Origin of the sequence: Flavobacterium nitratireducens (genome assembly GCF_029625335.1) — a bacterium.
Classification (GTDB): Bacteria; Bacteroidota; Bacteroidia; order Flavobacteriales; family Flavobacteriaceae; genus Flavobacterium; species Flavobacterium nitratireducens.
The window spans coordinates 811,082-836,864 of record NZ_CP121111.1; the positions used below are offsets into that span (position 1 = coordinate 811,082).

Here is a 25,783-nt window from a genome sequence, read left to right on the forward strand (position 1 = left end):
TCTTAAAAAGTACGACAATGACTTATATAAGACACAATGTAGTGAAGCCTCTGGGGAAATCCCCAGGAGCTGCTGCACCAAAAGACCCTAATGTTACAATAGTAGCTGTAGATGATATTTTAACTTTTCCTGTAACTGATGGAAAAGGAGTAAACTATGTAGGTAATTTTGTGATGAAAGCTGGAGCGAGAATGTACACTGTGTATATGACTCCATCAAAAATAAAAGCCGGATACGAATCTGACGGAGATGAGGATTCTATTACTTTCAAACAAAGATTTGAAGGAGAGCATCCTGGTCACGAATTGGAAATTGCCGAGTTTGTACAAAACTGGACTGGTGTAAATGTTATTATAATTTATGGTTCTTGTTCTGATAATTTCAGAAAAGTGATAGGTACCAAGTGTGCTCCGGTACAATTGAAACCATCATTAACTGACGATAATGATTCCAGAAAACATATGCTTGTTTTTGAACAATTTGCTAAATCAGGATATGTAATTGGACACTATACAGGTGCTTTGGTTTTTGCTGATCCTTTTGCAGTTGTTTCTGCTTCAGCTATAGCAGTAAATTCAACAAATGGTTATATTTATCAACTTCCTGCTGAAGTTGCTGCTATTGAGTTTTCAGAAATTACTTTGAATCATGGTGATGTTATTACTCTTATTGGAGGTGGTGGTGATACTCCGGCAACTTTGTCTCCAGGCGTTGAGAATAAAGATGCAATTTTAAAAGGCTTCTCTGTTTGGATTGCTCTTGAAGGGGCTACTTTAACATTAGAAGTGTTTAAAGCCGGATCGCTTACTTTCTTAATTGAGAAATCAAGAGGATAGTATTTGAAAAAACAGCTATTAAAAAGCCTTGCAAATGCAAGGCTTTTTTTATGTCACACGGTTTTAGGGAGGTAATTACCAACTTTACCATCATATCAAAATTAACATAAAGAGATATACCATGAGACAAGATGTTGTAGAGTTCTTCCAGAACTTACCTATTGAAAAATCGGAACAGTTTAATAAAGCGTTTGAACTCTACCGAAAATCCCCAAATAAGAATGTGGGCGTAGAACGCTCGATGAATATTCAGGGATATTCGGAGCGCACGCTTGAAAATCTTTTGTATGACTTGCAAAAAATGCATGGCATTAGTGATGTGGAGAAAGTGAAAGTAATCAGTATTCAGAAAGCAGAGAGCAGTTCTAATACTGATAATGATGATTTGGAAAATGAGAAAGCAATTGAAGGAATTGAAAGTGAAATACCTGATGATTCTGATCTAGGTGAAATCATTGTAAATGGTGCTGAAGTTGTGACTGATGCTTCATTACCATTGCGTGAGGAATTCTTATTCTTGAATAATCCTGATTGTCCGAATGAGTTGAAAATTTTGGTTGCGGATAAAATGACTGCTTGGAAAGTGTACACTGAAAACCATGATAAGCTGTTGAAAATTGAAGCGGGAGAATTGGAAGTATCAAAAGAAGAGCAGACAGAAATTGCGAGATTAGCTGCAGAAGCTTTTGAGGAAAACCAAAAGATTTACAATGAATTGAACGCTTATAAGGAAACTGGAAAGCTTTTAGGTGTTCATCCTCTTTTCAAAACATTGCAAATGCAACGTGAAGTTGAGGAAATGGATCAGGCGGCATTAATTGCTTATAAAAATTCGAGTGCAAAATATTTTTCTACAAATAAGAAAGATTTAGCAAAAGCAGAAGCTAACAAAGACGAAGAGAAAATCGCTGAGATTACTACTCGTGTTGCGGACCGCGAACAAAAGCTTGCTATGGTTAATAAGAAATTAGGCGTGCCTGCTAAATAGTATGGGATTGTTTGATTACAAGGATTTGACCCAACCCCTGCCCCCTCCTGAGGAGGGAAATACTGGGAGTGATAAAAAGGATTCTTTGTATGTTTCTAAATACCTGGTAAAACATTTTCAAAAAGTGAGTTCGCTTGAAAGCGACTTAATGCGGGTTCCGGCTGAAGAGGAGTTTTTCTTTTTGCAAAGTGATACTGCTTTTAATGCTTTCACCTTTATTCCATTTGTGGCGAAACATTTTCCTATCAAGGAGTTGCATGCATCTACTTACAGCATAGGAAGAAAGGTAATTGAAGCCATGATTGAACTGCATGACAAAGGTTTGATTGAGCGTATCACATTATTGGTTTCGGATAGTATGATTAAGCGAAATCCTGTGGTAATTGACAATCTTATGGCGATGGCCACAAGCAGGCCAAATTTGACTGTGATGTATGCGTGGGTTCATGCGAAGGTTTGCCTGATGCAAACACAGGATCATTATTTTATTGTGGAAGGTTCGGGTAACTGGAGCGAAAATGCCCACTATGAGCAATACACTTTTGCAAACAGCAAAGGTTTGTATGATTTTAGAATGAAGTTGTTTACGGATAGTAAAATGAAGAAATATTAGATTTTAGATTGCAGATTTTAGAATTCAGATTATGATAAGAACAATTCCTATATCGAAAAGGCCTCTTTTTATTATAGTATCCCAATTTAATGCTGAAATTATTTTATATCAATTGGATGATTTAAGCTGTATTAATAAAGGTTCGGATATTGGAGTTTGGAAAATAAAATATAAAAATAGACTATGATAACATCATTGATTTATTGGGTTGTAAAATTCGTTCTGGGAATTTTGGCGGTGGTTTTTGGTTTCATCATTGGGTTGGTATTGATGGGGATTTCGTTGCCTACAGGTATATATTATCAATTGGGGCGGTTTTGTTCGTTTGTAGCTAAAAAATTTAAGTGATGGATTCGTTATACTTGCTTTTTGTTATTGCTGTTCTGGCGTTACTCTGTGCGATTGCCTTGGCTATTTCAGGTGTGCGTGGTGGTGGTAGAAATATTCCTAGTCCTCCAGAACATTTGAGACCGAGTAAAGAGAAGGCAGATTTAAGATTGCAGAAGCCGATGGCTCCTTTTAATATTAAAAGTAAAATGTAATTTTTAGTGAGATTGCTTCGCTATCGCTCGCAATGACCAAACAAGCGCAATGACTATGGAATATTTTGATTTACGATTTTCGGAGGAGGAAATTACCTCGATACATGATTTGGCGGCATGCAATTATTCGCCTGAGAAAATTGCGCTTTATCTGGACGTGGATAAGAAGGCTTTTATGCGGTTGTGGTATGATCCTAAATCGGAAGTAAGAAAAGCCTATGAGCGCGGGAAATTGGTATCTGAATTCGTAATCAACAATAAACAAAAAGAACTGGCTGAAAAAGGAAATATTACTGCAGCGCAAATATTTCTAAAAGAGGCTGAAAAGAACAATATAAACAACATTAGAAACCGAATCCTTTTTGGCGATGACTATTGATCAAGTTGACATCAAAGATATTTACGATTTCATGGAAAAAGGAAATCCTAACAATGCCCCTGAACATATTGTGGCTTATTTAGAGCTGCTGGATATGGTAAGGGGTATGTTTTTACGTATTGATAAGTTTGGGAGTAAAGAGGCTATCATTAAGCATTTGATGGTTTCGCCTCAATACAAACTTTCGAGATATAAAGCTTCGCAGGTATGCGATGAAGCTCAGGAGTATTTTTATCGTGATTCGAAGATTTCCAAAGATGCCTGGCGTAATATCTATGCGGACAAAATTGACAAGATGATCAATTTTGCTATGCTGACAGTTAAAGATGTCAATGATGCGCAAAAAGTGGTGAAAATGTTGATTGATGCCGGAGCACTCCGAGCTGTCAATGAACCGGACAAAGAGGAATTACCAAAAGAAATATTTCAGCAGCCGTTTGTGGTGTATACATGGGATACTGAAGCTTTGGATATGCCAAAGGTTAACCGTCAGAAATTGGCTGAAATGATTGATAAGTTCCCTGAACTGACCGAAAAAGAAAAAGATAAGAATTAAACAGGAATCTCTCATACCAGGATTTCCATTAAAAGTATTCCCAGATGAGCAGGAGGACCCACGTAAGTCTTAACGATACCGATGTACAAGGCCGTTTTGCTTCTTGGCTTAAAACGGTCATTTTCCTGATTGCTCCCAAGCATTTGCGATTGATTGCTGGTCGTGCTACTGCAAAAACTGCGGATATCATTGCGGAACGTTCTCAAAACGTGATGTACGATATGCCTAAAAGCTATCAGGTTCTAGTTTCGGATACTTATACCAATTGTTTGAAAAACATTGTTCCTACCCTGCTGGAAGGATGGAACCGTAAAGGGTGGAAATACGGAATTCATTATGTGACTGACGAACGCCCTCCCTCCCACTTTATGCTTCCCTACAAACCTGTAGAAACTTACAAGCATACAATTTCAATTTTCAATGGCTGTTTTGTCAACTTGGGGTCACTTGATCAACCAGGAGGATTAGCAGGTGGATCTTATCAGCATATGTATGGTGATGAAGCTCGCTTATTAAAACAGCAAAAACTTAAAAAACTGACTCCTGCTATTCGTGGTGAATATGTAATGTTTGGCCATTCGGTGTATTATCGTGGTACCACATTTACTACGGATATGCCAAACATTATTGATGGTGATGATGATTGGATTATGCAGGATGAAAAGAACATGGATTTGGAACAGGTGAAACTGGCTCTTGAAGTGGGATTGGTGCTGAATGAAATAAAACGTGAAATTCTTTCGTACAAACAGGCAGGAGATTACAAAGCCATCGAAAGACTGCAAGGAAACTTGATGCGATGGACGGAAAGATGGATTCGTGTTCGCAAGGATTTGACTGTTCTTTTATGTGGTTTCCTCATTTGTAAATGTGGATATCCTTACTGAAGGTTATTTTGCGGATAGTTTGAAAGCTCTGGGAATAGAAGAATTTAAGAGTGCCATCCTTTCGCTAAAAATCAATTTGAAGAAAGGGGAAAAATTCTACGGTAATCTTGGTGAGCATCATTTTTATGATGATGGGATTCTGAATGATTACTATGACCGCTATCTTTTGACGGATGAAATTGAGGAAAGCAGTTTGGCATTGCGATATATCGACCACAATGCGAAACTGGAAGGCGGTATGGACTTTGGTGATATGTGTAGTTTGATCACAGCGCAGCCACGAGGAAACTACTTATATTGCCTAAAAGAGTTCTATACATTGGCTCCGGAAAACGAAATCCAGATGGGGCAAAAGTTCCGTGAATTTTTCAAGCATCACAAAGTAAAGGTTTTGGATTTGTATTATGATCGTTCGGGAAATCAGAATTCGAAAACCAAACGTGACTGGGCAAATGCCGTGAAAAAAGCGATTGAATTTGAAAACGGGGTATCTACCGGATGGGTAGTAAACTTAATGTCCGAGAATCAGGCTACGATATACCAGGAGGAGGAATTCCAATTTGCCAAAGCGATGATGGGCGAAACGACAAAAGGGCTTTTGAAATTAAAAATTGATAAATTCCAATGCAAGTGCCTTAAGAGTTCGCTTGAATTGACTAAAATAAAAGTAAAAAAAGATACCAAAACCGGTTCTGCTTCCATTCACAAGGATAAATCATCGGAAAGTTTGCCTATCCTACTCCGCCCTATGTATTCTACGAACTTTTCGGATGCATTTAAGTATTTGATTTATCGCAGAGCATTGGTGGATTTGGTTAACGATCATTCAAGTTATACGGGAATGGACCCGAGTGTGGTGTAGTTGTTTAGAATGAAAATAAATTATATCAAAAATGATATAATTTTATATAAATATTTTGCAATATATCAAAAATGATATATCTTTGACATATCAAAATAACAATTAGACGCTGGCGGCAACAGCAAAATACGGCAAAAAAAATATGAAAACTTTAATTTTATTAGAAGCTACAACAGAAAGAAATGGAATTTTAGTAAAAAAAACTATCAATGATATCAATTCATGTGAGTTAAGAAAAATATCTATTTCAGGTAGAGACAACGGATATATTTCATCAGTTAACAAATCAGGTACGGTAATAGCTACTGGATTAAGTTGGAGAGGAAAAGTAGTTAATTCACCAATAGAAATGGGTGAAGTTTTTAAATTAGTAGAAAATAATTTTGATAAAATTTTAGAAATAATAAATGAGTAAACAAAATAATCAAAACGAGCAATGGATGTTGCTCGTTTTATTGCTAAAAGAAATTGCAGCTGATAAAAATTTAAGTCAGGAAGAAATAGCTGAAAAAGCAGGATTATTGCAATCCAATGTGAGTAGGTTCTTTTCTTTAAAGTATAAACCTAATTTAGATACATTCTTGAGTGTCGCTAAAGCTATTAAAGTAAATTTCTTTTTTGAAGATCAAGAATCAAAAACAGATTTAAATATTGTTTTTGAAAGAGCAATGGAACAACTCGGAAGAAGAATGGATAAATTGCCTAAAAATTAACTTATAAGTGAATTTGAATTAGAAAAACGCTAGTTTTTAGCAAAAAGAAAAAATAAAAAGAAACGCAACTCCGCCCGCTTGGGCGGATTTTTTTGTAAAAAGAAAAACGGCTTGAAATGAGCCGTTTTAATCGTTATTGTAGTATAAAATGGTGTAAGTCTTGTTTTTCCAAAATTCGTAGTTTGTGGCTAAGGAAAAGCGGGGTTTATCCATCATTAAAGAGTTATGACAGTGTATTTCTGCTCTGATTTCGTGAAAGCATAAATTTATAGCGGTCATTTTACAGCAAATCGGGTCAAGGTCTTGACAAACATAATAGTTTCCTTTGGTTATGTGGTTGGCTGCTAATACCATTCGACCACTACCCGAACAAGGCTCGTTTATGGTTTTACCAAAATCATTATCAATAACAAGTGAAGCCATCATATTACAAATGCTTTTAGGGGTGAAAAACTGCCCAAAATTGGATTTTTTGTAGTTTCCTGTTAAACATTCGTAATATTCCCCGAGAGGGTCGCACCAATCGCCGTTGGAGGTGTGAACGCTATAAATTTTTACAAGTTCGGCAAACAGTCGGCAAAAACTGTCTAACTCTTTGCGGTTGTATTTTTTTATCGTTTCTAAATATAGGGGTTCTTGTGTTCCTCTGCCCATTGCGCAAATAATAACAGTTAGTAAATCATCAAAAACGCGGTTTAAGTCGTGGCGGTACTCAAAGCCAAAAAATAAGGAGTTAAATTCTTTTAACTCCTTTGGAACGTCTCTATTTTTTAACATCTGGGTTTTATTTTTTTGATTTGTTTTAAAAAATACCTTCGTCAACAAATGAAAAATAACTTTCATCCGTTATGATTAAATGGTCTAATACTTTGATGTCAAGGAATTGCCCCGCCTCTTTTATTTTTCGGGTAATTGATTTATCGGCTTCGCTTGGGGTTAGGGTTCCGCTTGGGTGGTTGTGTGCGATTATAATTCCGGTAGCTAAAGATTTTAAAGCAGTTGTAAAAATCATTCTTACATCGATTATAGTTCCTGTCATTCCTCCGCTTGAAACTTTATAAAATCCTACTACTTTATTAGAATTATTAACGCAAAGCATAACAACCTCTTCGCACCAGTCGAAAGTATCTGCATTAAATACACGTTTGAAAACTTCGTAAGCATCGCGCGAACTTGTGATTTTTACTAATTCGGATTTCTTTAAATTTTTATCGAAAGAAACTGCAATTTTTATTTCGGGTATGTTGTAAGTCATGGCTATAAATATTAAAATAGGTATTCTGAATAATCGCTTTGTTGCGGTTGGTTCTCCTGGATAAACAACTCGGCTATTGCTTGGGCTTTGTTGAATGCTTTCTTTACCTGTGATTTGAAATATTTATAATCTGAATAATTGAAAAGGAAAGAATATCCTTTTTCGTGTAGTAAGGCTTTTACTTGCTCGGACAATTTAAAAGATGTACTTTTGTGGCTGTTAGATTGTATTTGCGTCATGGCTTATATAATTTAAGTGATTTAAACCCTCCGATACTTCGACCTATCAGAGGGTTTTTTAATTTATTTGGGCTTATATTTCGAAGTTCAAAACCTCGTTTTCAGAATCTGCAAGTAAAATATTAAGTTCGTCCTGCATTGTTTTTAAAACTTTCTCAATTACGTTTGAGTTTCTGATTTCCATTTTAAAACCTGCTTGATTTTCAAGGCTTATTCTTGCGGTCATTTTGTCGTTTCCTGCGATGAATAATTTTAAATCGTTGTCTTTTTCTTTTAAAACGTTGTATCTTTCAGAGAGTGCTTTAAATTGCTCAATTCTTTTAATGCGTTCTTCGGCTGTTGGTGGTAACTTAGAAGCAAATTTTTGAATGTTTGCAAATTCGGCTGTTTCTTTGCTTTCTTCGGTAGGTTTTACCGCTTGTGCTAAGGGTAATAATTTTGGGCTTTGGTTTACTCCGTTGCTCTTTACCTCTTTTTCTTTTTGTACTTTTTGCGTGTTCATAATCTTATATTTAAGTGATTTTCAATACTTAAAGATACAAAATTCCGTATAAATACGGAAAAATTAGAACAGCTAAAAACAGTTTTTTATACTAAAAAAAGAAATTTAGAACAATTATAAATAGTAAAATTTACCTTTAAAAAAGGAAGAAAAAAGCATAGTTACAAAAAAACAAAAAAAACACAAGTAACTGAAAACAAACAAACTAACCCCAATAAAAAAGGGTGGTTTGTTGTTTGAATGACTCGAAAGACCGTCCCGCTCAAAATCGTTTTTCTCTTTACCTCTTACCTCTTTTTTTAGAGATATGAGCGAGCGAGCCGACCGCCGCCCACCAATTATCACTGCGAAGCATACCTAACCCCTTGTTATTGTTCATGTCACACCAATATTACTATGGTAATAGTACTATTGTAGTACATAAATAATAGGTAATTACATGGCACAAACCATCAAGCTTTACACAGCATTAAAGAAGATGAGGGAAATGACAGAAAAAGGTATTCCTTTCTCATTCTCTTTCATGTCTTATAATGCTAGCAATGGTACATCTGATGGGATTAAGCAGGTTACTAAAGCGCAATTGAGAGTTGGGTACAAGGATAACCAAAGCTTAAAAGCCAGTGTCCTGATAGGATATGTCAATGCAAAGGAGGGTAATAGATGGTTTTACCTACCACTATTATTAAGTTTCAACGGATATAAAGTAATTCCATAATAGCTATGAACATAGAATATATTGGCAGAGATGCTATTGTAGATGCGCCAGACGTTGCGTTCACATACCAAGTTAGCGAAACCCCTCGTGATTTCTATAAATTCAAAGGTGATAGTAATAACCTTGATTGGGATAGTCATTCAAGTTTTATTGGTGATTACTTGGTGCATCCTTATGGGAACAATAACGATTTGCCTGATATCATTAAGAACACTGTTCAAACAAACTACATTGCACCAGGTATAATGAAAAAGAAAACCCAATTGATTTGGGGTTTAGGTCCGCAATTATATACTGAAGATATTCAAGATAATTTATTAAAGCGTACTTGGGTAAAGGATGCCGAAGTAATGGCTTGGCTTCGCTCATGGAATTACGAGGAATACTTATTAAGAGCTTGTACAGATTTCCAAAACATAGAAGGAGTATTCTCGCGATATGAATTAAACAGAGGTGCAAGAATTGGAGATAAAGCATCAATAGCCAGTATCAAACATTTGTATCCGGACAGAACAAGATTAGCAACTCTTAAGAGTTACAATTCAAGAGAGGCAACTCATGCTCTTGTATCTGACAGGTCTTTCACTAAATCACATAATCAATCTGAGTACAAAGTATATCCTCTATTTGATTTCCTTAATCCATTTGCTAATGCAAATTCTGTACTGTATTCCAATATGTACAGCTTTTGCACGGACTACTATACTGTTCCTGATTTATACGGTTCCTTAGAATGGTTGAATAGGTCAACATCAGTTCCTTTAATCTTTAAAGCCTTATCAAAAAACTCGATTAACTTAAAATATCATATTGTTTCCCCTCAAAAATATTGGGATAATAAACGAAAAGAAATTCAGGAAAATTGCACTAAATCAGGACAAGTCTATAAGGAGAAAATGCTTTTGGAATACCAAGCAGAATTCTTAAAAAAGATTTCTGTTGTGTTATCAGGAGAGGAAAATACAGGTAAGTATTTACACACCACAAAAGAATTCACAGTTGAGGGAACTAACCTGCTAGAACATGGTTGGGAAATTAAAGTAATCGACCAAAACATCAAAGATTTTGTTGAAGCTCAGATAAAAATTTCAGAGCGTGCCGATCATGCATTATCATCAGGATTGAATTTACATTCCGCTTTAGGAAATGTATCTGAAACAGGTAAAAATGATTCAGGTTCTGAACAAATCTATGCACTTAAAACATTCTTGCAAACTGGGATTGATATTCCTGAAATGATAATTATGAAAGCTATTAATTATGCTCTTAGTATCAATTTTCCAAATAAAGAACTCAAACTTGGGTTTTACCATGTAAATCCAGAAAAAGAACAAAACATTGCTCCAAAAGACCGTTTAATCAATCAAGCTGCAAATTAATTATGAAATTACTTTTTCAAACCACGGGAACAGCAGGCAATACAGAACTTAAAGATTTATTGGGTTTCATTGATGCCGATTTAAAATTCAAGAATCTTATTCCAGATATTATCACGGCTACAAATGATGTGATTGATTTGGTAGGTCTTGAAGTCTATAATAAAGCGGTTGCTAGTTATAATGAAGGTACAATTTCAGATGAAGATAAGCCTTTCATCTATGCAATACGTTATCCGATAGCGGTAAATGCTTATCGATTGTATTGTGTATCCAACGATTTGGCTCACACCAACAATGGTCGAAAAATGCGATTAGATGAAAACGAAAAGCAGGCATTTGAATGGTTGCTTGATCGTGACAATGCAGCATTAGAAAAACGCTATTACCGTGCATTGGATGACTTAATCAAGTTTCTTGACCGTTCAAAAGTTGAGGATGAATTAACCACAACACTTTACACTATTTGGACAAATAGTGATGCGTTCAAAGCAACTCATAATTTGTTCATCCGTACAGTTTCCGACTTTGACAAACATTTTACAATCAATTCCAGATTGTTATTAATAAAATTAGCCCCTGCCCTTTCGGATTGCGAGCAATATGAAATCAGACCCCGAGTTGGTACTGAAAAAATCACCGCATTGAAACAGGCGCTAAAGGAGAATACAACTATAACCGATGCAACCGACTTAGAGTTGATTCGCCTAATTCAAAAAGCATCGGTTTTGTATTCTTTAGCTTGGGCTATGCCCCGACTTTCGGTTCATTTATATCCTGAAGGAGTACTGCAGCACGTAACAAGTAACAGCGCAACTACCCGAGGAGCTAAACCAACACTTAAAAATGAAACTCAGGAAGCCCGTCAGGCTTTCGAATCAGATTTCAAACTTGTTATTGGTGAAATAGAAAAACTTTTAGCACCGGCACCGGAACAGGATAACGATTGCTCGATTATACCTGAAATAAATTTCGGGGATAAACATTTTTCAGCATAACTAAAACCAATATATATGAAAAGATTATTTGTCAAAATCAGCGCCTTTTTTACCTATTTAATCAATTTCAGAACGATTAAAAAATTCCAAAAAATTAACGGAAAACTGGAACAAACTCTTGAAGATAGAGAGGTAGACAGAATTATTCTAAAAGGGAAAATTGTAAAGATGGTTCGAAAATTCCTTCGTGCAGATGCAAAATCAAAATTCATTCCTAAACACATGAGGAATAATACTGAAATCAGAGAAAGAGTTTTAGCTGAATTTGGCGAACAAATGAACAAACTGGATATAAAAATCAATGATAAACTAGAATTGGTATAATGCACACCGTCTATCTTCCAGAGGCTAATCTCACACGATATATTCCTGCTGACTTGTCAGAATGTGACAAGTTCCAGTATATCGATATGTGCGAATTGATTTTTAGGTTTCACAATCAGGAAATTGATTACCAGGAATTCCGAACTCATGCAGTTTATAAACTCATGGGATTGAAAGCTGCTAAAGCTTCATTGGAGGATGAAGATAAATTTTCAAATGTCTATATGGTTTCAGAACTCATTGATTCCTTTTTTGAAGAAAATGACGGAGTAAAAACCATTAAACAATATTACATCAATAATCCGGTACCGGAATATGCTCCTGCATTTTCCACTTATTACGGTCCTTCGGATAGTTTTATGAATATGACCTTTGGCGAATATCGTGATGCTTTGCGTATTTTCCATGATTTCCATGCTACTGGCGATATGCAGTTGCTTGTATTGCTCACAGCTATTTTTTATCGAAAGAAAAAATCTTTCTTATTCATCAAAAAGCAATCTGCCAATTACGATGGTAACATTAGAGTGCCTTATAATTCGGCAACTTTGGAAAAACATGCTGAAAATTTCAAGTATGCACCCATTGGTTTTGTTTATGGATTTTATCTGCTCTTTGCCAGTTTCCAAAAGTATTTGGTAGATGCCAAATTACTATGGTCTGGAAGAGAAATAGACTTGTCTATTCTTTTTGATGGTAGTTCCGCTTCCAATGACAATGACATACCGGGAATAGGAATGGATAGTATTGCTTTTACTATGGCCGAAAGTGGCGCATTTGGAAATATTAAAGAAGTAGATAATACCAACTTCTGGCAGATACTTATCAAAATGTATGATTCACGCAGAAATGATTTAGAACGACAAAAACAGGAACAAAATGCTACCAATAAATAGAATTAGAGAATATCAGGCCGAAGTCAAAGCGCAGCTTAAAGATGAACAGGATAAACCCTTGTTCAATTATATCAATATGATAATTGATAAGCCTAATTTATCCAAATTACTAAAGGAACGTGAAGAGGAAGAAAACACCTATCTCATTGCGGTATTGCCTGAATTCCGATTAAAAGGAAGCGAGGACAACACCAAGTGGGTCAACATTCTATCCTTTTTCATCCTCAATAAAACCGATTATTCAGAACACGATCAGGATTCGTTTCTGAACATATTTGTTGAAACTCAAGTAAAAGCAAAAGCATTTGTCGATAAATTATTATTTGACAAAGCTAATCATACCGGAGCAATGTGTGATTTTCTCAATTTATTGGATGAAAATTCTATAGCGGTAAATCCTGTTTGGATGATGGACGGATGCAATGGTTGGGTTGTGGAAATAAATTTGGATACGCTTTAATTATTCCGTATATTTACGGAAAAATATAAAGCCATGACAACAGAAGAAATCGATGTACTTTTTGAAGAAGTAATCTCTAAAAAAGCCATTTACACCCAATTAGAAGGGATTAGTGAAGATAAAATTTACAACATCCGTAAAGGGCGTATCAAAGTAACCTTAGGCGATAAGCTTAACATCTTGTATCAATTAAAACGAATTGAAATTATAAAAACCAATGAGCCTGCTTGATTCACGCGAACAACTCTCTGACCAAATACTAGAAGGTCGCTTTATCCGTAAAGTGAGCCAGACAATGGCGCAGGATTTGGATTTGGCCACAAGCAACTATATGTCAAGTCGTGGGTTTGAGAGTGAAGATTGGTATTCCGGGCGTGGCTTTGTAGCCACCGAAAACGGTTTGGATTACTCCCATCTTAAAAAACACCGTTTTGTGGATATGAAAACCCGAACTTCAAAAAAAGGAATAAAGCGTAAGAAAGCCCACCCAGTTCACAACCGAATCATTTGGGGGCATTACAACAATATGATCAAGGAACTACATTTTGGTTTTACTGCTGCCGTCAAGGAAGAGTTACGAAAGTTAGAAGAATAAAAATAAATCCCTCCATCGTGAGGGATTTTCTTATATTTACACTCTAACTTTAAAAATCAGACTATGAAAAATTTTTTCTTTTTATTATTAATCATTCCTGTAATTGGATTTTCTCAAGAATCAAAATTATCCACACCTTCATTGTTTATTGAAAAATCATCCTATGTTCAAATAAATATGGATGAAAATGAAAAAGCTATTTTTAAATCTGGTCTAGGTGAATCAGTTGAATTTTATCCAAGTGAAATAATTGATTTAAAATCTAATAATAAATTAAATGGATTAGCGATTGAAAGTACGTACGTTATTGGTAGTCGAGGTATGGCTACTATTTCTGCGAAAGAAACTGCATGGGTGGGTATGGATGAAATATCGGATTTAATTGTATGGTTTGAAAAATATGTTATACCCAATTTGGATGCAGCTGCTGGGAAAAACAAAACAGTTAAATATATTTTTAATAGTAAAGAAGTTATGTTGAAATTTGAAATTTATAATGGTACTCAAATTTTTTCAGTGATAATTAATAATACATTGTATAAAGACAAATATTTCTGGACTGAAGCTAAAGTAAAAGACATACCTAATGTTTTAAAATCATTAAAGTATTTACAAACAAAATCATAAGTTAACAATGAAAAAAATATTATTTCTTTTTTTATTAATTAATTTAATTTCTTGTGGAAATCCAGAACCTAATCCCTGTTTAATATCTGAAGATTTTATAAAAACAGATTTAAATTATCCTGATGAAGCTGAATTTTCTTCTTTTGATTGTTCTACTGAAACAAATTCAGATGGAAGTTATACTGTTTTAAGAAAAATAAGTGCTAAAAATGCTTTTGGAGTACAATCTTCTTATGTTTATAAAGTCAAATTATCTTTTAATGGTGGGGATGCTTTAGATTCTAATAATTGGAATTTAATTTCAATGCAGTCTGAAGAATATAAATAATGTATCACAACTACCACTCCCGCCGATTACAAGACCCTAACTGGTGGCTATTTGTCTTAATAGTCATTATGGTAATTACCATTATATCCTACTTTATCGAGTAGGATATTTTTTTTGTATGCAAATGCACATTGTTTAAAATTAAAATATATCTTTGCTTTGCGAAATCAAAATAAACTATGAAACTTATGTTTCTACCTGACAATTTAAATAATTCACCCACAACATTGAAGTTCGGAGGAAGACCGGACATCTTCGAGTTTATTCTTGGTTTCGCAGTCTTTGTTGTGGGCTATTTAAAAATATCTCGAAAAAATGCGAAACCAAGAGAACAAAAAACCATCACACCGTGATGTGATGCCTTCACTGGCAAAATTCGCCCAGGATGCCTACTTCGAATTTGAAGTGGACGAACTACCGGACGAAATGCAGGAAATTACCAATCTATTAATGGAAACCGAACAGGCAGACCAACAGCATGTAAGGCTTAAAGCCTTAAACTGCCTTAAGTTTATCTCTGATTTTTCAAAGGCCCTTAAACCTTTTTCTAGAGATGTTATTGTATTGGAAACCAACAAACACATTAAACATGTCTAGCTTGGTTCCAGTTAAGATAATCTACGCCAAGGGCATTAGGTTATCAATGAAAAAAAGACTTTCAGAGAAGCTATGGAATTTGTTTGGAAATCCCCTGCCTTTTCTGATTACGAACCTTTAAAAATGGTATTTACCAGCACGGGCAAAGTACTGTTTATGGATAAAAACGCTTTCCACTCCTATTTATCCGGTAATATCTCCCAACAGGAACTCATTGAATTAACCGAATGTGATGATCTGTATCGAAATACAGAAGATATAGAACACAATGGTTATGAAATTGAAGCCGGACATCTATGGAAAGCTTCATTAAATGTCCTCACTCTTATTGATGATGACAATCATGTAGAAACAAAACTCGATGTCACACGGTTTGAAATAGTTGAACCGTATAATGATTAAAAAAAAAGCCACATAATTGTGGCTTTTTTTGTTTACAAATGTTAAAATTTAATATTTTATTAACATAACTATCTGATAATCAAATAGTTATTATATATTTGTAGCGTAAAACTTATAAACAAACAATATTATATGAGTACACAATTAATTTCAACAATCAACAATGAGAGAATTGTAATTGTAGTCGATGAAGACGGACAAAAATTTGTTCCAATTAAACCAATTTGCGAAGCTTTGGGAGTAAATTATACTTCTCAATTAGAAAAGTTAGAAAATGATGAATTAATAGATTCAGTTATCCCCCTGAGGGGGACAACTGGAGCTGATGGAAAACAGTATCAGATGAAATGTATTCCGTTAGAATTTGTTTTTGGCTGGTTGTTTTCTATTTCCTCTAAAAACGTGAAAGAGGAAGTTCGCGAAGGATTAATTCAATATAAAAGAATTTGTCATAAAGCCCTTTATGCTTACTTCACAGAACACGCTTCATTCATTGAAGAAAAAGAAAAAAAATTGAATGAATATGTAAGTAAAGAAACCGAAGCAAGAAATCAATTTAAAAATGCCGAAAAATTGCTTAAGGAAATCCGAACCGAAATGAATGTTTTCAGAAAAACAACTTTCGAAGAATGGAAAGCAAATAACAATCAACTATCAATGTACCAGGTACAAGGATTTGAAGAATAAAAAAACATAAAACAAGCCTTAAGCCCTGTATTTACGGGGCTTTTTTATGTCACAATTTTTCCTCTAAACTATTGCCAACTTTACTGAAAATCAGTACTAATGGCAAAGACTATCTCCGATGAAGTAATGAAATTTTCCATTGTTATCAATGGAAATGAAGGTCAAAAAGCGCTTTTTGATCTGGAAAAAGCTACCCGAAAACTTAATGAAGAAAATAAGGCTTTAGGACTTCAAAAAAAGCTGCTTGAAAAACAAGGAAAACAAGAAACCGAAGCTTACAAAAACTTAACTGCAACCATCAAAGCCAATTCTGCTGAAATCACAGCGAATAAGGCAAAGATGAAAACACTGCAAGACCAAATCGGAATTACCGGTTTAACTATGGGGCAATTGCAAGCTAAATCTACTATGCTTCGTAATACCCTGCGTAATCTTGTTCCCGGTTCTGCTGATTATAAAAAATACGAAGCCGATTTAAATCAAGTGAAAGCCCGTATGAATGAACTTAGTGGTAAAGCAAAGGAAACAAAACTTTCTCTTGGTTCTATGGCTGACGGATTTAACCGATACCAGGGAATGGCGCTGTCGGTAATTGCCACACTTACAGGAGTAGTCTATTCTATCCAAAAAATCATTGATATCAATGGGAAACTCGCAGGTGCGCAATCCAATGTGATGAAAACTACCGGAATGACCCGTAAGGAAGTGGATGAATTAGCCAAATCCTTTGGTTTACTCCATACCCGTACTTCCCGTATTAATTTATTAGGGATTGCCGAGCAAGGTGGCCGTATAGGTATTGCTAAAGAAGAAATAGGTCAGTTTGTTGATGTAATGAACAAAGCTTCGGTTGCATTAGGAGATTCATTCACCGGAGGTGCTGAGGAAGTCGCTAACAAACTGGGGAAAATAAAATTTCTGTTCGAAGAAACTAAGGATTTAGGTGTTGAACAGTCTTACAATTCAATAGGATCTGCAATTAATGACCTTGGAGCAAAGGGAGTAGCTTCGGAGGCTAACATTGCCGATTTCACCACCCGATTAGGTTCTCTTACCGATGTGTTAAAACCTACTATTCAGGAAACCTTAGCGCTTGGTGCCGCTTTTGAGGAATCAGGTTTAGAATCTGAGGTTTCGGCTCGTGCCTATGGTATTTTTATGAAGCAAGCCAGTACCGAAAGTGGGAAGTTTGCCAAAGTAATGGGTATTTCCCAAAAGGCAGTCGAAAATATGGTTAATACTAATCCTTTGGAATTTATGCTTAAATTCTCAGAAGGAATGAAAGGCATGGATGCTACCGATGTTGCCAAAACATTGGATTATCTAGGTATCTCTGCCGATGGTGCCAATAAGGTTATCGGAGCAATGGGTAATAATACCGCTCGTTTCCGTGAATTGATTGATTTATCAAATAAATCTTTTGCCGATGGAACATCCTTAATTAATGAATACAATATCAAAAACAATGACCTTGAAGCGATTTTAGAAAGGATATCCAAAACGGTTTCAGGATGGTTTTCTTCTGAAACATTTATAAAATGGCTTACCATTGGAGTAAATGTATTAGGAAAATTTATTGGAGCTACTGAAGATGCTGATAATACAGTAGGAAAATGGGCTGATAGAATAATGATTCTTATCAAAATGTTAGCCATAGGTATTACAACAATTTTTTCTTATCAAACAGGGTTAAAACTTGTTGCATTTTGGACAACTAAAAGTGCTGAAGCAACCGCTTTATCTAACATCGTATTTAAGATTCAATATTTCTGGTTAGTAGCTCAGGAAGTAGCGACTAAAGCGTTAGCATTTACTCAATCATTTTTAACATTTAAAATTGTTGAAGTTAGAAAAGCATATGTAGCATTAATGGCTGCAATGTCATTAAATCCATGGGGAGCATTAGTAGCAATTATAGGAGCATGTGCAGCTGCATACGTGGCTTTTTCTGAGAGTACAGTTGAAACCAATAAATCTCTTGATAATCAAATATTAATAAATCAAAAAATCTCTGATCAAATTGGAGAGCAAAAGCAAGAAGTTACAGATTTAGTTTCAATAATGAAAGATGAAAATGCGACTATTGAACAAAAAAAACAAGCATTATCTCAACTTCAAAAAATTGCAGGTGGTTATTTAGATACTTTAACTCAAGAAAACATTGCAACAGCAGAAGGGGAACGATTGATAAGAAGATATATAGCGGCTATAGATGAACTTGCAAATGCTCAAGCAATTCAAGATGTTAAGGCAGAATTAAGAAAAGAAAAATTAAAAAGGGATAATAAAGTATTAGCACTTTCTCTTGAAAAGAACTCAACAAAAAATGAAGGAAGTTCATGGGCTGGTGATGATGGTAAATGGTTTGGATTGGGTGGACGTAATAAAATGGAAATTCAAGCAGAAATTGAACAAGCTAAAAGAGAAGCAGAAGATACAGGTTTTCAACTTACAGCACTTGAAAACACTAAGACAAAGCAAATAGAAAATCTACAAAAAGCCATTACAGATAGAAAAAATAAATTAAACTGGACTAAAAAAGATTCTAAAGAATTCAATGAACTTACTCAAGAAATAAAAACAGATGAAAAAGCACTTAATATTTTAATTGGATTACCATCTTCTTCTGGACCCAATAGTCCCAATGATTCTAAATATAAACCTCTAACAAAGGATGATGAAAACGGTACTAAAAATAAAAAAGACCCTAATTCTACTCAGGAAGAAATCAATCGCTTGAAGTTAGAAAGCACCGCAAATTACAATGAGAAGCTACTAAAACTTACTCGACAGCTTGAAGATGATAAGATTGCAGCCATGCAAGAAGGTTATCAAAAAGAATTACTAATTGAAAACCAACGTTACCAAAGAGAAATTGACGACTTAGACCGTCAAAAAATCCATACGGAGGAATTGGCAAAACTGGATGAAGATATTGCTAAAGCCAAAGTAGATAAGGATTTAAAAAAATACAATGCTTTGCTTACCATCCGTAAGGGATGGGATGAAAAAAACGCCGTACTTGATGATAAAATAAACCAAATCAAGGAAGGTAAATTGGCTATTCATAATTTGAAATTAGCCACTATTGAAGAAAAGGCAGCTACCGAAGCAATTAATAAAAAGAAAGAAGCTTTTGAACGTGAAAAACAACAACGTGAAATCAAGTTCAATGAGGAATTGGCTGCATTGGGCAATAATAAAAGAGCCAAAGCCAAACTTACAGAAGCTCATGAAGAAGATGAATTAAAACGCCAAGAAGAATTCTTAAGAGATTTACTTAACGATTATAAAAAAATAGTAGGTAAAGAAAACTTTCAGGGAATAGACCTTTCTCTGCTTACTCCGGAACAAGTAAAACAGTTTGAAGATTACGCTGGCCAAGTAGGTATCAGTTTAACTGAGCTTATCAATAAAATAAATGAATTAAAAGGAAACAAACAGAATGCAAATGCCGAAGCTTTAGGAGTTGGTGGTGGTCAAGCCGATATTTTCGGGTTTACTCCAGATAACTGGGTTACGCTGTTTGATAATTTAGAGCAAGGAAAATTGGGTATAAATGAAATGGTTTTTGCTGTTTCGGCTTTAACTAATGCTTATGGAATGTACAGTAAGTTTCTTGAAGTAAATGAAAAGAAACAACTAGCCACTTTTGAACGAAACACCAATACTAAAAAAGCCCGCTACAAACAACAGTTAGACTCAGGTAGAATAACCCAGGAACAATACAACAGTTTTGTTGAAAAAGCAGACAATGATTTAGCAAAGAAAAAAGCCGAAATCGAAAACAAACAAGCCAAAAGACAAAAGGCAATTACGATTTCTCAAATTGCAATGAATACCGCAATGGCCATTATGGGTATTTGGGCGCAATTCCCAAAATTTGATTTTGGTGCTACTGCAGCAATTATGTCAGGAGTTGTTGGTGCTTTAGGATTGGCACAAATTGCTATGGTGGCTAAACAGCCTTTACCATCAGCTTCAGGTTATGAGGATGGTTTGTATCCTGAATACATAAAACGTGAACAGGATGGAAAAGTTTTCAAATCAAAATATGCAGGTAAAACCCGTTCAGGTTTGGTTAAGGATACTTCTCATTTTCTAGTAGCCGAAAATGGTCCCGAAATGGTAATTGACAATAAAGCCTGGACTAAAATGAATCCTGCTGTTAAAGATGCTTTGGTTAATGAACTAAGAGGAATAAAAGGATTTGAACAGGGCTATTACAATGAAAACTTAAAACGCTATGAAGTTCCTGCCGGTTCTACGGCTACTCCATCCAATAGCACCGATGCCGAATTACTGAAAATGGTTCTTGCTATTGTTCAGGATAATACCGAAGTCATGCGTGAAATTAAACAATATGGAATTGAAGCTTTTATGACAAACAAAGATTTTAAATCCATGAAAAACATTCGTGAAGGGCTTAAAAAATACGATGCCTTAAAAAATAACAATAAAGTATCCTAGCTATGAATTTTACAACTCCATACAATAACACTGACTATTTCTTCACCAAAGAAGAAGATGAAATTGTATTTGATTCCCCTTTATCAAATACCTATTTTGAAATGGAAGTAACCATAACTTCTTATGCCTTTTATACGCAAATTCCATCTTCCAAAACATTGAGTTATAAAATTCCTCTATTTCAAAATAAAGCAACATTCAATCTTGGTGAAATTATTGATCGTTCCATGCCTCGTATCAAAACAATCGAAATGAAACGTTTGTTGCAGTACAAAGCATCTGAGGTCACAATTGTAATTTTTGAAAAAGACAATGAAACAGATACTGAAATTTCTGTTCACGAAATAGGTCCTGTAAAATTCATCGCAGGTTTTAAACCTGAAAATGTGGAAAATAATTGTGCTTTTCTTGATGTTTATCAAATAAACAGAAGCGCACGAGAAAATAGTTATGTGTTTTTCAATGCCTTGTTAACCGTTGGTACTCATTTGTTTGAAGTGTATAAAAATGATACTCTAGTAGATGAATTTTCTTTTACAGTTGTTAGCGATAATATATGTAGTCGCTCATTAAAATTGAGTGATTATGAAACCAAACAAGGGGATATTATTAAAATCAAGATGCCAAATAATCCTAGTTTGGTAAAGACTTATATTGTTTTTCCAAGCTCCACATCATACAGCAATTATATTGCTTTTGAGGATGAATACAAATTAAAAACTATTGTCGAATTTACAGGTGAATACCGTTTTCCAGTAGAATTTACAACGAAGTTTAACCAAATCCATCAAGGACTTAGAAAGATTAACAATAAGGTCAGTTCTACTAAAGAACTAAGCTTTATAATCAATACAGGTTTCATGCTTCAGGAGGAAGAATTCATAATCGAAAGTCTTTTGAACTCTTTAAAAGCGTGGTTAATTATAGGTGAAAAAGAAGCTATCGAATTAACTACCAATCCAAAGAAATTTGTAAAACAAGACCCAACCACTGAATTGTATTACTATGATGTAGAGTTTTTTGTAAATCCTACTAAAACGAAACCTTTACGTTTACTTTTAGATCAGGATTTAGAGGATATTGCTTTTAATGTAAATGCTATTTTACCTCCTATTAATTTAACAGCTTCGGGAACTACTGCATCCACTACTCGATTACAATGGGAAATAGATCCTGACGAAACCGAGGAAATTGTTTTCTTCGAAATTATTAAAGATGGGGAATATTTTGGGGCAACCAGTAATTTGTATTTTGATGTTACCGGATTGGATTTAGCTACTAATTACGACTTTACTGTAAAAGCACGCAGCAATGTAGGTGCTTTGTCACTAGCCAGTAATATTGTAACGGTATCGACTTATACTTCATTCGATACTACGCCTCCGAGTGTTCCTTTATACCTGACAAGTACTAATATTACTTACACAACAATTACATTAGGATGGAACGCTTCTGTAGATGACAAAGCGGGAGATATCACATACAGTATTTATAAAGATGGAGTAAAAATTGGAGAAACTACCAATACTAGTTTTGTAGTTTCTGGATTAAGCCAGGATACAAGCTATGATTTCTATATTACTGCTACTGATGTATCTGGGAATACTTCAGATACTACCGGAACAATCAGTCGCTCTACTCAACAGAGTACTCTTAAACCGTTTTACATGACCTATTACGGAGTGTACACAGGTGGTGTAGATTGTGATGCTGTTAAAAATACACTTCGTTTCCATGACGGAGCAGGAACGTATCCTGAGGTAGGAGATACGGTATTTAGTGATCCTGATACCGTTTTTACATATACAAGCTCTGAATTACTAAAATTTGGATTGCCTGAAAATAAAACAATTTCTATTTATGGTGTAAATGGACAGGTTCTATCAGTAGGAACTTGTACAACTGGTGGAAAAACTAAAATAACTTAATATCATGCACAAGATAATTCACGAAACATTTGAATTGGATTTATCCAATACTTCAATTTCATTAAATGATGACAATTCTTGGTTCTCAGATTCATTCAATACGAAATACTCTTTTCCATTTACAATGGATTTATCCGATGAAATTAAAGTTATTTTTGAGGATTTACTAGATTATCGCTCAAAAGAAATAGTTGTTGAATATCAAGTCACTTATGTATTTAACGACATTAAAGAAGCTGCAATTCTAAAAGCTACAGGAGTAGATGATTCAATAGAATTTGAACTTAAATATGGTCTTGATAATTTCCCTAACTTCAACAAAAAACTCAATCAATTAGGCTTACAAATTTTCAACACTTCAGATATATATGCTCACGCAAAAACAATAATTAGCCAAACATGGCCTGCGGTAAATTATAATTTTCCGCAAATACAAGTTGACAAGTTTGACAACACTAATCAAATGTGGACGTTTTTCGAAAAAGTATTAAATAAATACGTTGATGGCGATTTTGTAACGAATACAGTTGTGGATGATATTCCTCATAATAAAAATATCATGCAGCCAATGCCTTATTTTCTCCATATAATGAAGCAAGGATTTACTGATGCTGGTTATGAATTAAAAGGTGATGTACTAGAAATTCCTGCATTAAAAAAGAAACTTTTGTATATAGATACAGAATATTACAAATTATTAGAACAGGCCAATATTTCAACAATTGTTCTAGGTACAGATTTGGTAAACTCGCAAGGAAGATTAGCAAATTTCAATAAGAGTATCACTTTACCTCAATCTGGACGATATCAGATAGCAGGTAACGTAAATATTTATGGGCTTTGGAAAACATGGACATGGGCTACAATAAAATATAGAGATAAAGTATTATGGCAAGCTTACAAGTTCGAAAGGAAAAACCATTCTGGGTATATATATACCTATGATGTTGATGTTACTTTTGATACTATTAATGATGGTGGTGTTCATGAAGTTATTTTTGAAAGTGAGCAATATAAAGATGATGATTCAGCGATTTGCGATTTACAAACATCCTCTTTATATTTTTTTGATAATGCAGGTGTCGCTTCTCCCAATGTTATCCAAAACAACACAGTTGATTTGAACAAATTAGTTCCTGATATTACTTTTGGAAATTTTGTTACTACGGTTAAAAATTGGTATAACTTAGATATTACAACTAAGGGAAAAGAAATTTGGATGAACTATATTTCTAAGGAACTAAATTATGAAGAAGCCATCGATTTTAGTGAATTCCAAACAAAACCTAAACGAGAAACTAATGATGGATTATCATTTCTTTTACAATTTTCAGACCCAACCGATGAAAAAAACAAGCATAAACCTTATTTTTTTAATACAGATGGGAACAGTACTTCAGGCTATGTTACCGATGATCAAACACAAGAAATTACAATTCAAGCATTTCCATTTCTAAATGAATTTTATAATGGAGTGTGGACGGCTCATGCTATTGAGTCAGAACCGAATAAGATTTATGCTGTTCTTTATGATGGATTAGATTCAAGTGGTGTAAATACTACCTCAGATCCAGCACCAATGCTATTGCCTGAGGTAGCGGAAAACCATTATAAAGATTGGTTTAATTTTCGATTAACTTCTATCAACTTCAAATGGAATTTTACTTGCTTCATTGAATCACTTAATAAAGTGAGTTCAAAAAGTAAAATATTTTCTTATGGCAGGTACTTTATTTTAAAATCACTTAATAAAACGCAAATCGCAAAAGATGAATTTGAAGTTGAAGTAGATGGCCACACATTAAAATAAATTGTCTAAAAGAAAAACCTCTTTATTGGCATCAGCCTGAACTATATGAACGTATATCATCGTTTGGCTGATGTCACTATGTCCAAGTAGTTTTTGCAATTTTTCTACTTGACCGCCTGCTCTTAGAAAAGAGGTTGCAAATGTATGTCTGGCCACGTGAAATGTTACCTTTTTATGTATTTTCAAAATGAGCATTATTTTTTTTAGTTCATCATTAATATGTTGGTCGGCGTATTTCTTCTCAAACAATAAAGGTTCATGCTCTACAATTTCACGCGCTTTAATATTCATAGCTACTGACTGATCCTTTTGTGTTTTTTGGAAATAAAAGTAACATAGTTATCCATAAAATTAGAACGGGTCAAACTTTGAACATCTGATATTCTCAAACCTGTCATACAACTAAAAAGAAAATACCCTAAAATCAGTCGATGTGAGTCGGCAATATAAGGACTGAAATAATATCCTGCACATCGTTTTAGTTCATTTGTAGAAAGACTGGTTCTGTTACCTTTTGTACTGCCAACCTGAATTTCGTCAATGTTTAATGCTAATTTAATTCCTGATTTTTGAGCCAATCCCAGAAACTTTTTAACTGCTGCTACATTTGCTGCTACAGTTGTACTAGCATTACCTAATCCTCTAAGATGCTTTCGGAATTTGTCCAACCAGTTTTGGTCGATTTCCATAAAAGTAATGTCATTGTCAAAAGCTTCAATTTTTTTCAAAACAGAAAGGTATCTTTTATAGGAACCAATTTCCATCATTACCTTCTCTTCTTCTAACATCATTTTGTAAAAGGCAGTAAGTCGAATTCGGGGCATATTACTTAGGAATTCTTTTTTAAGAGTTTCCAAAGTAAGTACCCTATCCGATAAACGATACGAAGTTTTTATCTGAGTGATTTTGGACTGGATATTATCTAAGATAAGATTGATATCAATATTTTCCTGATTAATTGGCTTAAGGCGTTGTTTGCTTTTATCCCAATGATCAATATTGATATCCAAATTCAAAGCAATTCTTTCTTTTTTGGAATTGCTTCGTAAAGTTAAAACTAAAGGGGTTTTTCCGTTAGCTTTTTTATATTCTCTAAAGGTGAATGATTCATTCATTGGCACGATAATTTTTTTCGTGGCCAATAGCGTGTCCAATTTGTATTGAAATGTAGAATTCATTAAGAAGTAAAAAATTA

32 protein-coding genes are annotated in these 25,783 nt (G+C 34.5%); 26 read left to right on the forward strand and 6 right to left on the reverse strand.

Translation table 11 applies throughout. The features are described 5' to 3' along the window. Positions 1 to 17: 17 nt before the first annotated feature. The 10 genes from P5P90_RS03820 to P5P90_RS03865 all read left to right on the forward strand — a co-directional run bounded on the left by P5P90_RS03820 (position 18) and on the right by P5P90_RS03865 (position 6,376). Positions 18 to 836 (forward strand): hypothetical protein, encoded by an 819-nt coding sequence (locus P5P90_RS03820; protein WP_278035891.1) that lies wholly within the window; start codon positions 18 to 20, stop codon positions 834 to 836. A gap of 121 nt (positions 837 to 957) precedes the next feature. Continuing rightward, positions 958 to 1,824 carry a hypothetical protein gene (locus P5P90_RS03825; RefSeq protein WP_278035892.1) on the forward strand — a complete coding sequence of 289 codons (867 nt, stop codon included), beginning with the start codon at positions 958 to 960 and terminating at the stop codon, positions 1,822 to 1,824. Between the two features lie 7 nt (positions 1,825 to 1,831). Continuing rightward, on the forward strand, positions 1,832 to 2,437 hold the full coding sequence (locus P5P90_RS03830; protein ID WP_278035893.1) for a hypothetical protein: 606 nt from the start codon (positions 1,832 to 1,834) through the stop codon (positions 2,435 to 2,437). A gap of 347 nt (positions 2,438 to 2,784) precedes the next feature. Beyond that, positions 2,785 to 2,979 carry a hypothetical protein gene (locus P5P90_RS03835; protein WP_278035894.1) on the forward strand — a complete coding sequence of 65 codons (195 nt, stop codon included), beginning with the start codon at positions 2,785 to 2,787 and terminating at the stop codon, positions 2,977 to 2,979. Positions 2,980 to 3,028: 49 nt separating this feature from the next. Continuing rightward, a complete protein-coding gene (locus P5P90_RS03840; protein ID WP_278035895.1) occupies positions 3,029 to 3,358 on the forward strand; it encodes a hypothetical protein in 330 nt (109 codons plus the stop codon). After that, positions 3,348 to 3,914 carry a hypothetical protein gene (locus tag P5P90_RS03845; protein ID WP_278035896.1) on the forward strand — a complete coding sequence of 189 codons (567 nt, stop codon included), beginning with the start codon at positions 3,348 to 3,350 and terminating at the stop codon, positions 3,912 to 3,914. Before P5P90_RS03840 ends, P5P90_RS03845 begins: the two co-directional genes overlap by 11 nt. Before the next feature lie 44 nt (positions 3,915 to 3,958). Then, a complete protein-coding gene (locus tag P5P90_RS03850) occupies positions 3,959 to 4,801 on the forward strand; it encodes a hypothetical protein (RefSeq protein ID WP_278035897.1) in 843 nt (280 codons plus the stop codon). Continuing rightward, on the forward strand, positions 4,764 to 5,663 hold the full coding sequence (locus tag P5P90_RS03855; protein WP_278035898.1) for a hypothetical protein: 900 nt from the start codon (positions 4,764 to 4,766) through the stop codon (positions 5,661 to 5,663). Before P5P90_RS03850 ends, P5P90_RS03855 begins: the two co-directional genes overlap by 38 nt. Positions 5,664 to 5,805: 142 nt before the next feature. Then, the gene (locus P5P90_RS03860) at positions 5,806 to 6,078 is read left to right on the forward strand and encodes a hypothetical protein (protein ID WP_278035899.1); all 273 of its coding nucleotides are present in this window, start codon (positions 5,806 to 5,808) and stop codon (positions 6,076 to 6,078) included. Beyond that, a complete protein-coding gene (locus P5P90_RS03865) occupies positions 6,071 to 6,376 on the forward strand; it encodes a helix-turn-helix domain-containing protein (protein ID WP_278035900.1) in 306 nt (101 codons plus the stop codon). The genes P5P90_RS03860 and P5P90_RS03865 overlap by 8 nt, the downstream gene beginning before the upstream one ends. 126 nt (positions 6,377 to 6,502) lie before the next feature. Here P5P90_RS03865 and P5P90_RS03870 read toward each other — a convergent pair whose 3' ends face one another. The 4 genes from P5P90_RS03870 to P5P90_RS03885 all read right to left on the reverse strand — a co-directional run bounded on the left by P5P90_RS03870 (position 6,503) and on the right by P5P90_RS03885 (position 8,372). After that, positions 6,503 to 7,153: an N-6 DNA methylase gene (locus P5P90_RS03870; RefSeq protein ID WP_278035901.1), complete on the reverse strand. Its 651-nt coding sequence runs from the start codon at positions 7,151 to 7,153 to the stop codon at positions 6,503 to 6,505. A 25-nt stretch (positions 7,154 to 7,178) separates the two neighbouring features. Continuing rightward, on the reverse strand, positions 7,179 to 7,631 hold the full coding sequence (locus tag P5P90_RS03875; protein ID WP_278035902.1) for a JAB domain-containing protein: 453 nt from the start codon (positions 7,629 to 7,631) through the stop codon (positions 7,179 to 7,181). An 11-nt stretch (positions 7,632 to 7,642) separates the two neighbouring features. Further along, on the reverse strand, positions 7,643 to 7,870 hold the full coding sequence (locus P5P90_RS03880; protein ID WP_278035903.1) for a hypothetical protein: 228 nt from the start codon (positions 7,868 to 7,870) through the stop codon (positions 7,643 to 7,645). A gap of 73 nt (positions 7,871 to 7,943) precedes the next feature. After that, on the reverse strand, positions 7,944 to 8,372 hold the full coding sequence (locus tag P5P90_RS03885; protein WP_278035904.1) for a hypothetical protein: 429 nt from the start codon (positions 8,370 to 8,372) through the stop codon (positions 7,944 to 7,946). A gap of 487 nt (positions 8,373 to 8,859) precedes the next feature. Here P5P90_RS03885 and P5P90_RS03890 point away from each other — a divergent pair, with 487 nt between their 5' ends. The 16 genes from P5P90_RS03890 to P5P90_RS03965 all read left to right on the forward strand — a co-directional run bounded on the left by P5P90_RS03890 (position 8,860) and on the right by P5P90_RS03965 (position 24,588). Further along, positions 8,860 to 9,090, forward strand: coding sequence for a hypothetical protein (locus P5P90_RS03890; protein WP_278035905.1), 231 nt, complete (start codon positions 8,860 to 8,862; stop codon positions 9,088 to 9,090). A 5-nt stretch (positions 9,091 to 9,095) separates the two neighbouring features. Then, the gene (locus P5P90_RS03895) at positions 9,096 to 10,469 is read left to right on the forward strand and encodes a hypothetical protein (RefSeq protein ID WP_278035906.1); all 1,374 of its coding nucleotides are present in this window, start codon (positions 9,096 to 9,098) and stop codon (positions 10,467 to 10,469) included. Between the two features lie 2 nt (positions 10,470 to 10,471). Continuing rightward, positions 10,472 to 11,464, forward strand: coding sequence for a DUF6712 family protein (locus P5P90_RS03900; RefSeq protein WP_278035907.1), 993 nt, complete (start codon positions 10,472 to 10,474; stop codon positions 11,462 to 11,464). 15 nt (positions 11,465 to 11,479) lie between these two features. Beyond that, positions 11,480 to 11,788 carry a hypothetical protein gene (locus P5P90_RS03905; protein ID WP_278035908.1) on the forward strand — a complete coding sequence of 103 codons (309 nt, stop codon included), beginning with the start codon at positions 11,480 to 11,482 and terminating at the stop codon, positions 11,786 to 11,788. Continuing rightward, positions 11,788 to 12,684, forward strand: coding sequence for a hypothetical protein (locus tag P5P90_RS03910; RefSeq protein WP_278035909.1), 897 nt, complete (start codon positions 11,788 to 11,790; stop codon positions 12,682 to 12,684). Before P5P90_RS03905 ends, P5P90_RS03910 begins: the two co-directional genes overlap by 1 nt. Next, on the forward strand, positions 12,668 to 13,144 hold the full coding sequence (locus tag P5P90_RS03915) for a hypothetical protein (RefSeq protein WP_278035910.1): 477 nt from the start codon (positions 12,668 to 12,670) through the stop codon (positions 13,142 to 13,144). The genes P5P90_RS03910 and P5P90_RS03915 overlap by 17 nt, the downstream gene beginning before the upstream one ends. 33 nt (positions 13,145 to 13,177) lie before the next feature. Beyond that, positions 13,178 to 13,375, forward strand: a complete 198-nt coding sequence (locus tag P5P90_RS03920; RefSeq protein ID WP_278035911.1) for a hypothetical protein — start codon at positions 13,178 to 13,180, stop codon at positions 13,373 to 13,375. 52 nt (positions 13,376 to 13,427) lie between these two features. Continuing rightward, positions 13,428 to 13,739, forward strand: coding sequence for a hypothetical protein (locus P5P90_RS03925; RefSeq protein WP_278035912.1), 312 nt, complete (start codon positions 13,428 to 13,430; stop codon positions 13,737 to 13,739). 63 nt (positions 13,740 to 13,802) lie between these two features. Continuing rightward, positions 13,803 to 14,366 (forward strand): hypothetical protein, encoded by a 564-nt coding sequence (locus P5P90_RS03930; protein WP_278035913.1) that lies wholly within the window; start codon positions 13,803 to 13,805, stop codon positions 14,364 to 14,366. Between the two features lie 7 nt (positions 14,367 to 14,373). Then, on the forward strand, positions 14,374 to 14,694 hold the full coding sequence (locus P5P90_RS03935) for a hypothetical protein (RefSeq protein ID WP_278035914.1): 321 nt from the start codon (positions 14,374 to 14,376) through the stop codon (positions 14,692 to 14,694). A 315-nt stretch (positions 14,695 to 15,009) separates the two neighbouring features. After that, entirely contained in the window at positions 15,010 to 15,291 is a 282-nt protein-coding gene (locus P5P90_RS03940; RefSeq protein ID WP_278035915.1) for a hypothetical protein, read from the forward strand. 72 nt (positions 15,292 to 15,363) lie between these two features. Further along, positions 15,364 to 15,693, forward strand: coding sequence for a hypothetical protein (locus P5P90_RS03945; RefSeq protein ID WP_278035916.1), 330 nt, complete (start codon positions 15,364 to 15,366; stop codon positions 15,691 to 15,693). 132 nt (positions 15,694 to 15,825) lie between these two features. Continuing rightward, complete coding sequence (locus P5P90_RS03950; protein ID WP_278035917.1) at positions 15,826 to 16,380, forward strand: phage antirepressor N-terminal domain-containing protein; 555 nt, start codon at positions 15,826 to 15,828, stop codon at positions 16,378 to 16,380. Positions 16,381 to 16,479: 99 nt separating this feature from the next. After that, entirely contained in the window at positions 16,480 to 20,850 is a 4,371-nt protein-coding gene (locus P5P90_RS03955; RefSeq protein WP_278035918.1) for a phage tail tape measure protein, read from the forward strand. A 2-nt stretch (positions 20,851 to 20,852) separates the two neighbouring features. After that, on the forward strand, positions 20,853 to 22,778 hold the full coding sequence (locus P5P90_RS03960; protein ID WP_278035919.1) for a fibronectin type III domain-containing protein: 1,926 nt from the start codon (positions 20,853 to 20,855) through the stop codon (positions 22,776 to 22,778). 4 nt (positions 22,779 to 22,782) lie between these two features. Then, positions 22,783 to 24,588 carry a hypothetical protein gene (locus P5P90_RS03965; protein WP_278035920.1) on the forward strand — a complete coding sequence of 602 codons (1,806 nt, stop codon included), beginning with the start codon at positions 22,783 to 22,785 and terminating at the stop codon, positions 24,586 to 24,588. Here P5P90_RS03965 and P5P90_RS03970 read toward each other — a convergent pair. Continuing rightward, positions 24,580 to 24,879 carry a tyrosine-type recombinase/integrase gene (locus P5P90_RS03970; RefSeq protein WP_278035921.1) on the reverse strand — a complete coding sequence of 100 codons (300 nt, stop codon included), beginning with the start codon at positions 24,877 to 24,879 and terminating at the stop codon, positions 24,580 to 24,582. The two genes, P5P90_RS03965 and P5P90_RS03970, sit on opposite strands and share 9 nt — an antisense overlap. 2 nt (positions 24,880 to 24,881) lie before the next feature. Continuing rightward, on the reverse strand, positions 24,882 to 25,703 hold the full coding sequence (locus P5P90_RS03975) for a phage integrase SAM-like domain-containing protein (RefSeq protein ID WP_278035922.1): 822 nt from the start codon (positions 25,701 to 25,703) through the stop codon (positions 24,882 to 24,884). Between the last annotated feature and the right edge of the window lie 80 nt (positions 25,704 to 25,783).